General features: G+C 69.3%; 12 protein-coding genes and 1 rRNA gene. 3 read left to right on the forward strand and 10 right to left on the reverse strand.

Annotated elements, in window-relative coordinates:
• Positions 1-87: 87 nt before the first annotated feature.
• Complete coding sequence (locus PUR53_RS05300) at positions 88-369, reverse strand: glutaredoxin family protein (RefSeq protein WP_329895157.1); 282 nt, start codon at positions 367-369, stop codon at positions 88-90.
• Positions 370-566: 197 nt separating this feature from the next.
• Between PUR53_RS05300 and PUR53_RS05305 the strand changes: the two genes are divergently transcribed.
• The 3 genes from PUR53_RS05305 (at position 567) to PUR53_RS05315 (ending at position 4,265) form a co-directional block, all read left to right on the forward strand.
• Positions 567-1,502: an HAD family hydrolase gene (locus PUR53_RS05305; protein ID WP_329895156.1), complete on the forward strand. Its 936-nt coding sequence runs from the start codon at positions 567-569 to the stop codon at positions 1,500-1,502.
• 422 nt (positions 1,503-1,924) lie between these two features.
• A complete protein-coding gene (locus tag PUR53_RS05310) occupies positions 1,925-2,701 on the forward strand; it encodes an ECF subfamily RNA polymerase sigma factor, BldN family (RefSeq protein ID WP_013001616.1) in 777 nt (258 codons plus the stop codon).
• Positions 2,702-3,023: 322 nt separating this feature from the next.
• Positions 3,024-4,265, forward strand: a complete 1,242-nt coding sequence (locus tag PUR53_RS05315) for a DUF5667 domain-containing protein (RefSeq protein WP_329895155.1) — start codon at positions 3,024-3,026, stop codon at positions 4,263-4,265.
• 106 nt (positions 4,266-4,371) lie between these two features.
• Here PUR53_RS05315 and PUR53_RS05320 read toward each other — a convergent pair whose 3' ends face one another.
• From PUR53_RS05320 to rrf, 9 genes are all read right to left on the reverse strand, one after another.
• Complete coding sequence (locus tag PUR53_RS05320; protein WP_329907520.1) at positions 4,372-5,451, reverse strand: lysophospholipid acyltransferase family protein; 1,080 nt, start codon at positions 5,449-5,451, stop codon at positions 4,372-4,374.
• A 14-nt stretch (positions 5,452-5,465) separates the two neighbouring features.
• Positions 5,466-6,533, reverse strand: a complete 1,068-nt coding sequence (locus tag PUR53_RS05325) for an NAD-dependent epimerase/dehydratase family protein (protein ID WP_329895153.1) — start codon at positions 6,531-6,533, stop codon at positions 5,466-5,468.
• Positions 6,534-6,816: 283 nt separating this feature from the next.
• A complete protein-coding gene (locus PUR53_RS05330; protein WP_003948845.1) occupies positions 6,817-6,915 on the reverse strand; it encodes a 30S ribosomal protein bS22 in 99 nt (32 codons plus the stop codon).
• A 168-nt stretch (positions 6,916-7,083) separates the two neighbouring features.
• Positions 7,084-7,296, reverse strand: coding sequence for a helix-turn-helix domain-containing protein (locus tag PUR53_RS05335; RefSeq protein WP_004984898.1), 213 nt, complete (start codon positions 7,294-7,296; stop codon positions 7,084-7,086).
• Positions 7,297-7,425: 129 nt separating this feature from the next.
• The gene (locus PUR53_RS05340; RefSeq protein ID WP_329907537.1) at positions 7,426-8,241 is read right to left on the reverse strand and encodes a phosphatase; all 816 of its coding nucleotides are present in this window, start codon (positions 8,239-8,241) and stop codon (positions 7,426-7,428) included.
• 203 nt (positions 8,242-8,444) lie between these two features.
• Positions 8,445-9,620 carry an acetoin utilization protein AcuC gene (locus PUR53_RS05345; RefSeq protein WP_329895152.1) on the reverse strand — a complete coding sequence of 392 codons (1,176 nt, stop codon included), beginning with the start codon at positions 9,618-9,620 and terminating at the stop codon, positions 8,445-8,447.
• Positions 9,571-10,794, reverse strand: coding sequence for an MFS transporter (locus PUR53_RS05350; protein WP_329907522.1), 1,224 nt, complete (start codon positions 10,792-10,794; stop codon positions 9,571-9,573). Before PUR53_RS05350 ends, PUR53_RS05345 begins: the two co-directional genes overlap by 50 nt.
• Before the next feature lie 54 nt (positions 10,795-10,848).
• Positions 10,849-11,493: an HAD family hydrolase gene (locus tag PUR53_RS05355; RefSeq protein WP_329907524.1), complete on the reverse strand. Its 645-nt coding sequence runs from the start codon at positions 11,491-11,493 to the stop codon at positions 10,849-10,851.
• A 61-nt stretch (positions 11,494-11,554) separates the two neighbouring features.
• Positions 11,555-11,641: ribosomal RNA gene (gene rrf / locus PUR53_RS05360) — 5S ribosomal RNA — on the reverse strand; the annotation flags it as partial.

Below are 11,641 nucleotides of genomic sequence, written 5' to 3' on the forward strand. Positions count from 1 at the left end.
CCCGCCCCCGAGACCAACCAGCCCGTCGATCCTAAGCGACTTTTGGGACCACTTGGACTGGTCGGTCAGGTCACATCTCGGGCACCTCTAGGTGAGGGCTTTACGGAGGCGGTCCTCGTTCACACGCCAGAAGGTGTGCTGCGCGCCGTCCACGAGCACCACGGGGATCTGCTCCCAGTACTGCCGGTGCAGTTCCTCGTCCTGGGTGATGTCCTTCTTCTCCCAGGGAACGCCCAGCTCACCGCAGACCTTCCCGATCACCGCCTCCGCGTCGTCGCACAGATGGCACCCGGGTTTGCCGATCAGTGTGACGAGTCGCTCACCGGGATTCTTCGGCGTCCGCCGGAACATGGCACTCATGCCGGCCATTGTCGCTCCGCGCCGGAAGTCCACACCTCCTCCTCACCACCAAGCGCACGACCTGCCCTTTTCCCCACCCGTTCCTCCCTCTTCCGCACGCGGACACGCCGCCGGGACCACTTCTTTAACGACACGGTCGCGGAGAGTTCACAGGCCGCAAACCTCACCACTCCGGAAGCACCGAACAGACTGGCTATGCTCACGACATGGCCGCTCTCGGATGGCTCACTCCCCGTAGGCGCTCCGCCACGGCGCGGAGCGTTTTGGCAGGCGAGGCCTCTGCGGAGGCAGCGCGCAAGTCCTCCCAGGTGTTGGAGGACATCTCCCCCGCGCCCGACGCCGTGCGGGAACCGGAGTTCCCGGTCCTCGGCGACGACAAGGCCGCCGCGTTCTTCGACCTGGACAACACCGTCATGCAGGGCGCCTCGCTCTTCCACTTCGGCCGGGGCCTGTACAAGCGGAAGTTCTTCGAGACCCGCGACCTCGCCCGATTCGCCTGGCAGCAGGCGTGGTTCAGGCTGGCGGGCTCCGAGGACCCCGAGCACATGCAGGACGCGCAGAACTCCGCGCTCTCCATCGTCCAGGGCCATCGCGTCGCCGAACTGACGATCATCGGCGAGGAGATCTACGACGAGTACATGGCCGAGCGCATCTGGCCGGGCACCCGTGCCCTGGCCCAGGCCCACCTCGACGCCGGCCAGAAGGTCTGGCTCGTCACGGCCGCACCGGTGGAGATCGCCCAAGTGATCGCCCGCCGCCTCGGCCTGACCGGCGCGTTGGGCACGGTCGCGGAGTCCGTCGACGGTGTCTACACCGGCAAACTGGTCGGCGAGCCGCTGCACGGCCCGGCCAAGGCCGAGGCCGTCCGCGCCCTGGCCGCCGCCGAGGGTCTCGACCTCTCGCGCTGCGCCGCGTACAGCGACTCCCACAACGACATCCCGATGCTGTCGCTCGTGGGCCATCCGTACGCCATCAACCCCGACAGCAAACTCCGCAGGCACGCCCGCGACATGGACTGGCGGCTGCGCGACTACCGCACCGCCCGCAAGGCCGCCAAGGTCGGCCTCCCCGCGGCGGCGGGCGTGGGCGCGGTGGCCGGCGGCACGGCGGCCGCGATCGCGCTGCACCGCCGCCGCCGCTGAATCGCCGCCGCTGAACGGTCGTCGCGGCTGAACGGCTGATCGTTTCTCGAACGCCGGAGGGGCTGGGTCTTCCCAGCCCTCCGGCGTTCGCGCGTTCAACGCGTCCGCGCCCGTCACCCCGGCATTCGGGCCGTCATACCCCCACCGAACACCCCTCAGTCACGCCGTCCGCACCCGACCACAACACGCCCCACACCCAGACGGAACACGAACCCAATCGATCAACATCCGATCACCGAGCGGTACTTGAGCGGCCGTCAATCGGTAACAGAAGCGACGTAATCGATGATTTGAGCAACTGGGTGTAGCAGTGCCTGCACGAAGCGTTATTCTCCTCAAACGCAAACCGGTGCCCCTCCGTCGCTACGACGGGTGAAAGGTTCCGCACTGCACGTGATGGAAGCTCTGCCTCTGGGAGTCCCGTGTACCCACACGTCGGGGTTGACGCCTCGGGCCTGGCTACGCTGCGCGCGACGGTCAACCAACTGTTGCGCGGCTTCGTCCCCACCGCGTACGCCGTCCCCGCCCTCGCCACCTCCGCCGCGCCCGTCGGCCCGTGCTACGCACTGGCCGACGGCAGCGCGACGGTAGGCAGACGAGGCCGTTCGGGATCCACCGCCACGACCACCCGCCGTCCCGCCGCGGACAGCGACAGCGCCCGCATGATGGACCTCGTCGAACGCGCCCAGTCCGGCGAGGCCGACGCCTTCGGCCGGCTGTACGACCAGTACAGCGACACCGTCTACCGCTACATCTACTACCGCGTCGGCGGCAAGGCGACCGCCGAGGACCTCACCAGCGAGACGTTCCTGCGCGCCCTGCGCCGCATCGGCACGTTCACCTGGCAGGGCCGCGACTTCGGCGCCTGGCTGGTCACCATCGCCCGCAACCTGGTGGCCGACCACTTCAAGTCCAGCCGTTTCCGCCTGGAGGTCACCACCGGCGAGATGCTCGACGCCAACGAGGTCGAGCGCTCCCCCGAGGACTCCGTCCTGGAGTCCCTCTCCAACGCCGCCCTCCTGGAAGCCGTACGCCGGCTCAACCCCCAGCAGCAGGAGTGCGTCACCCTCCGCTTCCTCCAGGGCCTCTCCGTCGCCGAGACCGCCCGCGTCATGGGCAAGAACGAGGGCGCGATCAAGACCCTCCAGTACCGCGCGGTGCGCACCCTCGCCCGCCTCCTCCCGGACGACGCCCGCTGAAGCCCGCCCACCGGGACCACCACGGCCGAGCCCCCGGCCCACCGAGTCGACCGAGTCGACCGAGTCGACCGAGTCGACCGAGCGCATCGGCCACATACGCTCCGCGACGCTCAACTCACGCTGTGTAGAAGTCCGTTGACTTCCTCGCCCGATCATCCGCCGTCCGTAACCCAAGTGCCGCGCCGCTCGTTGTGCGGGATACAGGCTCCCTGTGGTCGCGCCTGGCCGACACCGATCACTCGATCGTGTGGCTCGGTCGGGGACGTGCAACCCTCAGGACCCCCTGGGGAGTCGACCGTCATGACGAGAGGAGGTGCCGCCAGTGATCGCGAACGTATCGGCGCACCGGCGGGCGAACGCCTTCGCCCAGGCCCTGGAGGAGCTGTCCGACCGGGGCACGGCGGCCGAGCAGCCCGAGGGATCGGTACGGGCCCCGGCAGCGGAACAGACCGAGCAGGGCCGCATGGTGGCCCTCACCACCGGTCTCGACGAGCTGCCCAAGCCAGTGCTCGACCCCGAGGTCAAGGTCGTCCATCGCGCCCAGTTGGTGGCCGCGATGGAAGCCATGCTGCGGGACGGCACGCTGCCGGGGCGCGAGGCGTCGGACCCTTCGGTGCCCGAGCAGCGATCCGGCAAGGGGCGAGGCGCTCACCGGGCGAGCCCGCTGGGCAAGTTGCGACCACGGTCCCGCCTGACGAAGGGGCTCGCCGCGGGCGGGCTCAGCGTCGGTGTGGCCGCGAGCGCCTTCGGCGGTGTGGCCGCCGCCAGCTCGGACGCCCTCCCCGGTGACTCGCTCTACGGCCTCAAGCGCGGCATCGAGGACGTGAAACTGACCCTGGCCGACGACAGCGACGACCGGGGCCGGCTCTATCTGGACCAGGCGTCCACCCGGCTCGGCGAGGCCCGCCGCCTCATGGAGCGCGGCCGGAGCGGACACCTCGACCACGAGTCCCTCGGCGAGATCCGGCGCGCCCTCACCGGGATGCGCCACGACGCCGCCGAGGGACACCGGCTGCTCCACGAGGCCTTCGAGCGAGATCCGGACTCCCTGGGCCCGATCCAGGCCCTGTCGGCCTTCTCCCGGTCCCACCGCGAGGCGTGGGGCGCGCTCCGCGACCGGCTGCCCGTGCAGCTCGGGGACGTGAGTCAGCAGGTCTCGTCGGTCTTCGACGCCATAGACGACGAGGTCGCCCCGCACTCGTCGCTGCTTCCGCAGCCCCCCGCCCAGGGCGGCGACGGCAAACAGCGTTCCACGGGCTCCGGTTCCCCCGGCACCACGGCCCCCGGCGGCCGCCCGGCCCCGAGTTCCACCGGCGGCTCCGTCGGCGGCAGCGAGGACACCGGCGGCAAGCCCAAGCCGTCCACGTCGAACTCGGACAGCGGCGGCGAAGGCCTCGTCGGCGGCACCACCGGCGGCCTGCTGGACCCGCCCCAGGACGACACCACCAGCACCTCCCCGTCCACCGACAAGTCCACCCCGCCCGAAGACCCCGACGTCACCCTCCCGCCCCTCCTCCCGGGCCTCCTGCCCGGCCTGGGCATCGACGGCGACAGCGGCGAATGACCCCGTAGTACGACGGTGGGGCGCCCTTCTCGAGGAAGGGCGCCCCACCGTCGTACGTCCGCGGGAAGAACCAGCCCGCAGACGTGAACCTGTCCGCGGGCAGAACCTAGAAGAACACCGACCGCCGCTGCACCAGCAGCTTGTACAGCGTGTGCTGGATCTGCTCCCGCACCTGGTCGGTCAGGTTGAACATCAGCATCGGGTCCTCGGCGGCCTCCGGCGGATACCCGTCCGTCGGAATCGGCTCGCCGAACTGGATGGTCCACTTCGTCGGCAGCGGTACGGCACCCAGCGGGCCGAGCCACGGGAAGGTCGGCGTGATCGGGAAGTACGGGAAACCGAGCAGCCGGGCGAGCGTCTTGGAGTTCCCGATCATCGGGTAGATCTCCTCCGCGCCCACGATCGAGCATGGGATGATCGGCGTCCCCGCCCGCAGGGCCGTGGAGACGAAGCCGCCCCGACCGAACCGCTGGAGCTTGTAGCGGTCCCCGAACGGCTTGCCGAGCCCCTTGAAGCCCTCCGGCATGACGCCGACCAGCTCGCCCTGCTCCAGCAGCCGTGAGGCGTCCTCCGCGCACGCGAGGGTGTGCCCGAGCTTGCGGGCCAGCTCGTTGACCACCGGCAGCATGAAGACCAGGTCCGCGGCGAGCAGCCGCAGATGCCGCCCGGTGGGGTGGTTGTCGTGCACGGCGACCTGCATCATCAGGCCGTCCAGCGGCAGCGTCCCCGAGTGGTTGGAGACGATCAGGGCGCCGCCGTCCGTCGGGATGTTCTCGATGCCCTTCACCTCGACCCGGAAGTACTTCTCGTACACCGGCCGCAGCAACGACATCAGCACCTGGTCGGTGAGCTCGGCGTCGTAGCCGAAGTCGTCGACCTCGTAGTCGCCCGTGAGGCGCTTGCGCAGGAACGCGAGCCCTCCCGCGATCCGTCGCTCCAGCCCGCTGCCGTCCTGTGCCTCGGCGGCCTCCTGGGGCGGCTCCGGCTCATCCCGTGTCACAGGAACATCATCCGTCCCCACCGCCCGTCCGGGGAGGGCCTGGACCTCGCCGGATTCACGGACGTCCCGGACGACCGCGCTCTCGCCCTTGCGCCGGGTTCCCGTACTCCGCCGACGCGGCGGGCGCTGCACGGCACCCCCGCGCGTCCGGTCGTCGTCGAACGGAATGACCTTGGCATCCGCCATCGTTGATGCGCTCCTCAGTTGGCGCTCTGCGTCGGGGGTTGACCGCCACCCACCGTGGGCACGGGCAGGGCGGCGATCCGGTCGATGGCCCCAGCGAGGGCCTCGGGGGGCACGAGGCCGGGCCCCCTGCTGCGCGCGAAGTCCGCGAACGTCTCCGCGGTCGTGTACCGGGCCCGGTAGCCCAGCGTCTCGCGCATCTGGTTCGTCGACACGACCCGCCCGTGGGTCAGCAGCCGCAGCTGCTCCGGCGAGAAGTCCGTGAAGCCCAGCGTGCGGACCATCGAGCCGACCCAGCTGACCGCCGGCATCAGCAGCGGCACCGTCGGCCGGCCGAGCCGCCGCGCGCACTGCGAGAGCAGCAGGACGCCGTCGCCCGCGATGTTGAACGTGCCGCTGTTGAGGGTGCCCCGCGTCGGTTCGTGCGAGGCGATCCGCAGCACCTCGATGACGTCGTCCTCGTGCACGAACTGCAGCCGGGGGTCGTAGCCCAGCACGGTCGGCAGCACCGGCAGCGAGAAGTACGAGGCGAGCGGCGAATCGGCGCTCGGCCCGAGGATGTTCGCGAACCGCAGCACGCACACGGCCACATCGGGCCGCCGCCGGGCGAACCCGCGGACGTACCCCTCGACCTCGACGGTGTCCTTGGCGAAGCCGCCGCTGGGCAGTGACTTGGGCGGGGTGGTCTCGGTGAACACCGCCGGATCGCGCGGCGCGGAACCGTACACGTTCGTACTGGACTTCACGACCAGCCGCTTGACCAACGGGGACTTCTGACAGGCACCGAGCAACTGCATGGTGCCGATGACGTTGGTCTCCTTGAGCGTGGCGCGGCCGCCGCTGCCCAGCGGGGTGCCCGTGACGTCCATGTGCACCACGGTGTCCACGTTGTGCTCGGCCAGCAGACGGGCTATGGCGGGCTGACGGATGTCGGCCTGGACGAAGTCCGCGCCGCCCAGGTGGTGTCCGGGCGGCACCGCGTCCACCGCGATGACCCGGTCGACCTGCGGGTCACGCTGGATCCGCCGCACGAACCGGCCTCCCAGCTGACGGGCCACACCGGTGACGAGCACGACCTTCCCCAAGATCAGCGCCTTCCTCGTGTTCTCCGTGTGTTCTCCGGGTTCCCCGTGTGCGGCCACGTTAGCGGGTCGACGTTGCGCTGTGGTGACCGCGACCCCGCCGACGACCGGCAAAAACCCACGATCGGTGAAGACCGTGAACGGTGAGAACACCGCGGCCCCCCACCGATTCCGGTGGGGGGCCGCGGCAACGCGTTCTCAACAGCGCTCGCGCAAGAAAGCAAGGCGTACGGTCCCCTTACGCGAGGGGGACCGGCCAGGACCCCGATCTCGGGGCCGGACCGCCTTACTTCTTGTTGCGACGCTGAACGCGGGTGCGCTTGAGCAGCTTGCGGTGCTTCTTCTTAGCCATCCGCTTGCGCCGCTTCTTGATAACAGAGCCCACGACTACCCTCGCTCACTTCTCATCACTCGGTGTTTGGGCGCCATGGGCCCATACGACCTACGAGGGGCCAGCCTACCCGTCCGAGCGCTGAGGTCGTAATCGAGGGGGAACCGGGGGTATCCCGGAGGTCCCGCAGGGCATCCGGGAGCCCCTCGGCCCCGATGGCCGTCAGGCCGTCTCCACCCCCACATAGCTCTCGCGGAGGTACTCGTGTACCGCTTGCTCCGGCACCCGGAAGGACCTGCCCACCCGGATCGCCGGCAGATGACCGCTGTGCACCAAGCGGTACACGGTCATCTTGGACACTCGCATCACCGAGGCGACTTCCGCCACGGTCAGGAACTGAACCTCGTTCAGAGGCCTCTCGCCAGCTGCAGCCATGACACACCTGAACCTTCCGCACTCGACGGCCACCGGCTTCCCCTTCCGGTGACTCTTCGTCGCTGCGTGCTCACTCCCCAATGTAGGGGCGGGTGATGCGAGTGGGGAAGAGGGGATGCCGTCGGCGGCCTACTGTGACAGACACGCCCGATTGAGTACGTAGCGGGTCAGCGGTCGGTAGTAATCAGACCGCACACCGTCATCAAGTGGAACGGCGACGGACACCCGCCCCTCCGCCTCCCCCACGAAGAGCGCCGGATCGTCCGTATCAGCGAGCCCGATCGCCTCGAACCCCAGCTGACCTGCGCCGCAGACCCATCCGTGGTCTCCGACGACGAGTTCCGGGAGCGGCCCTCCGGCCTCCGCGGCGGCCGCCAGAACCGTCCGAACCGGCAGCGGTGAATGCGTGTGCACGCCGGTCGCACAACCGGGGTGCAAGGCGGGCGCCTCGCGGACGACGGAGACACCTCGTACGTAGTCAAGGTTGTACGTGCGTAGACCGAACCGGGTCGTTATGTCGACACGTCTACCCGTCGCAGGGGTGAGGACCTCACATCCCACCGCCGACAAAGCGTCCGCCAACGCGCCGTAGAAACCGATCAGCCGATGCGGGTGTCCGGTCCCGAGGAGTACCGCCCCACCACTCCGAGCGACCGCCCCGAGCCGTTCCGCAAAACGGTCCAGCGCCCTCACCGTCAACTCGGGATCGATCACATCCTGCCCGGATGTGCACCCCGGATCGGCCGAAACCCCGCACTTCTCCGCCATCAAAGCGAGCACATCCCGCTGGCGCCAGGGCATCTCCGGATCGATCCCGATCAGAAACCGAGGATCCCGAGCCGCGAACAACTGATAACTCCGCAGACTCACCTCCCGGGCGGTGGCGACCCGCCCGGCCAGCCCGGAGCCCACCAGATGCTCCCGCAACGCCCCACCACTCACCACCCTCAGATGCTGACGCACACCCCGCCCCCACACACGGAAACCCCTTGCCGAACCACACAGTTGGCGTAAGCCCCTTCAGGGGCGCGGGGAACTGCGCGAACGGGGTCCGGGGCGGAGCCCCGAGTCTTTGACGCAGGGGTCGAAGGCGGCGCGCAGCCCCTTCAGGATGGGACGGGTAGGGGCGGCGGGGGCGAGAGAAACCCCTACGGCAACAACCCCCGCAACGGAAACACAGCCTTCCGCGCAGCCAACACCGCCTGATCCAACCGATCCGCGGGGTCGTACCCGGCCTCCCACCCCGCCCACCCCACAGGCCACCGCCCATCAGTCATCCGCGCCGGCGCCAACTGCCGCGTACGAGCGAACACCTGCTGCCGCCACTCCTCGGGAATCACCGTCTCCGGCGCGATCTCCCGCCCCGCCGCGATCGCCACCAGATGCGTCCACGACCTAGGCACCACATCCACCACCGCGTAACCGCCGCCACCGAGCGCGACCCACCGCCCGTCGGCGTACTCGTGCGCCAGCTCGTGCAGCGCGACCTGGACGGCCCGCTGCGCGTCCAGCGACACCGCCAGATGCGCCAACGGATCCTCGAAGTGCGTATCGGCGCCATGCTGGGTCACCAGCACCTGCGGCCGGAAGTCGGCGATCAGCTCGGGCACCACCGCGTGGAACGCCCGCACCCACCCCGCGTCCCCGGTCCCCGCCGGCAGCGCCACGTTCACGGCCGACCCCTCCGCACTCGACGGGTCGCCCGTCTCCTCGGGCCACCCGGTCTGCGGGAACAGGGTCCGGGGATGCTCGTGCAGCGAGATCGTCAGAACCCTCGGGTCCTCCCAGAACGCCGCCTGCACCCCGTCCCCGTGATGCACGTCGACATCCACGTAGGCCACGCGCTCGGCCCCCAGCTCCAGCAGCCGGGCGATGGCGAGCGACGCGTCGTTGTAGATGCAGAACCCCGAAGCACCGCCGGGCATCGCGTGGTGCAGCCCGCCCGCGAAGTTCACGGCGTGCAGCGCGTCCCCCCGCCATACGGCCTCCGCCGCCCCCACCGACTGGCCCGCGATGAGCGCGGACACCTCATGCATCCCGGCGAAGGCCGGATCGTCCACGGTCCCCAGCCCGTACGCCCCGTCCGCGCCCGCGGGGTCGGCGGACGCGGCCCGAACCGCCGCCACATAGTCCTCGCGATGCACGAGCCGCAGCGTCGACTCCCCGGCGGGCTTCGCCGAGACGACATCCATCTCCCGGTCGAGCCCGAAGGCAGTCACCAGGCTCCGGGTCAACGCCAGCCGGACCGGATCCATCGGATGGTCCGGACCGAAGTCATAGCCCGTTACTGCCTCGTCCCACATCAGCTGTGCGCGGCCGCTCATGCCCGCCACCGTATCGGTCCGGTTCAGTCTCGAACGACCGGGCGTACACCAGGGTCACCAGCACCAACGCCATGGGAATGAGCATCGCGCCGCGATAGCTCCAGAGATCCCCCACGGCCCCCACCAACGGAGAACCGATCAAGAACCCGACATAGTTGAAGATATTCAGTCGCGCAACAGCCGCATCCGAAGCTCCGGGAAACAGTCGCCCGGCCGCCGCGAACGTCTGCGGCACCAGCACACACAGCCCGAGCCCCAGCAGAGTGAACCCGAGCATGCCCACCCAGGCCCCCGGCGCGCCCGCCACCACGGCGAACCCGACCGCCGCCACGAGCGCCCCGGCCCGCACGACGGCCGCGGCCCCGAACCTCCGCACCCCGAAGTCCCCGATCGACCGCCCGAGCAGCGTGGTGACCATATAGACGTTGTACGGCACGGTCGCGAGCTGCTCACTGCTTCCGAGCACGTCCTGCAGGTACTTGGCGCTCCAGTTGGAGACGGTCGAGTCCCCGATGTACGCGAAGCACATCACCAGACAGAGCGGCAGCAGCAGCTTGAAGGCGACGGCCCCGCCCGCACCCGCAGGTACGGCGTCGGCTTTCTTCTCCGCCTCCGGACCCGCGTCGACGTACCACCGGCTCCCGATCAGCACGGCCGGCAACAGCACGACCACCACCGGCAGATACGACACCAGCAGCGCCAGATCCCAGTGCGCCCCGACCCACGCCAACGAGGCGCCGGCTATCCCACCCAGGCTGTACACCGCGTGGAAGCCGAGCATGATGCTCCGCCCGTACACCCGCTGCAGGCTCACCCCGAGCATGTTCATGGACGCGTCGAGCGCACCGACCGCCATCCCGAAGGCCGCGAGAGCGACACCGAGCACCACCATCTGCTCCCCGGCCCCCACCCCGAGCAGCGCCAGGAGCACGACGGGCTGGGACCACCGCAGCACCAGGCTCGGCGGCACCTTCTTCACGAGCTGCTCGGTGCAGACACTGCCGACCCCGGCGAGAATCGGCACGGCGGCGAGGAAGGCGGGCAACAGCGCGTCGGAGACCCCGTACCGGTTCTGAATGGCCGGAATCCGCGTCACGAGCAGCGCGAAGGCGACACCCTGGGCGAAGAAGCTGAACGCCAACGCGGCCCTACCGCGCCGCAGCACATCTGTCATGGCGGCACAGTAGGGGCCGCGACCTACCCATGGGTAGAGGAAGTTGAATACTGCTCAACTCAGCAGATCGAGCAGCTCCCTCATGTCCGAGAAGTAGCCCTTGGCTCCGACGAGCTTGTCGGCGGGCGTCATCGCCGTGAACCCGTACACATCCATCCCGGCCGACACACCGGCCCGTACCCCGGCGGGACTGTCCTCGACAACCACACACCTCTCCGGCGCCACTCCCATCCGCGCGGCCGCATACAGGAACAGATCGGGCTCTGGCTTCCCCCGCCCCACGTCCTGCGCACTGAAGACGAGCCCGGGTCCGTACCACCGGTCCAGGCCGGTCGTACGGTGCCCCACTCTGATCCGCTCATGACTCCCGGACGAGGCCACGCAGAACGGCACGTCGTCGGCAACGAGCTTCTCCAGCACCTCCACGACATCCGGAACAGGCTTCAACTCCCGCTCGAACGCGGCGAAGACCCGGCTGTGGAAGACATCGTCGAAGTTCTCCGGCAACGGTCGGCCCGTCCGCTCCAGCACGAGCTCGTGCACCCGGTGCATCGCCGATCCCATGTACTCCCGAATGGAGTCCTCGTACGAGGTCGGGTACCCCAACTCCGTCAGGAAGGCCGCCAGCAGCCGGTTGGAGATCGACTCACTGTCGACGAGTACACCGTCATTGTCGAAGATCACGAGGTCATAGCGCATGACTTGACCCTAAACGCAGAAAACCCCTGCCGGTCTCCCGGCAGGGGTTTTCTCAATATTTGTTCGGCGGCGTCCTACTCTCCCACAGGGTCCCCCCTGCAGTACCATCGGCGCTGTAAGGCTTAGCTTCCGGGTTCGGAATGTAACC

Source organism: Streptomyces sp. SP18BB07 (assembly GCF_036322545.1).
GTDB classification, from domain to species: Bacteria; Actinomycetota; Actinomycetes; order Streptomycetales; family Streptomycetaceae; genus Streptomyces; species Streptomyces deccanensis.

Bases quoted from the DNA above. Each gene is read 5' to 3' on its own strand.
- PUR53_RS05300 (WP_329895157.1), bottom strand. From the start codon at position 369: ATGGCCGGCATGAGTGCCATGTTCCGGCGGACGCCGAAGAATCCCGGT.
- PUR53_RS05305 (WP_329895156.1), top strand. From the start codon at position 567: ATGGCCGCTCTCGGATGGCTCACTCCCCGTAGGCGCTCCGCCACGGCG.
- PUR53_RS05320 (WP_329907520.1), bottom strand. From the start codon at position 5,451: ATGGCGGATGCCAAGGTCATTCCGTTCGACGACGACCGGACGCGCGGG.
- PUR53_RS05335 (WP_004984898.1), bottom strand. From the start codon at position 7,296: ATGGCTGCAGCTGGCGAGAGGCCTCTGAACGAGGTTCAGTTCCTGACC.
- PUR53_RS05345 (WP_329895152.1), bottom strand. From the start codon at position 9,620: ATGAGCGGCCGCGCACAGCTGATGTGGGACGAGGCAGTAACGGGCTAT.
- PUR53_RS05350 (WP_329907522.1), bottom strand. From the start codon at position 10,794: ATGACAGATGTGCTGCGGCGCGGTAGGGCCGCGTTGGCGTTCAGCTTC.
- PUR53_RS05355 (WP_329907524.1), bottom strand. From the start codon at position 11,493: ATGCGCTATGACCTCGTGATCTTCGACAATGACGGTGTACTCGTCGAC.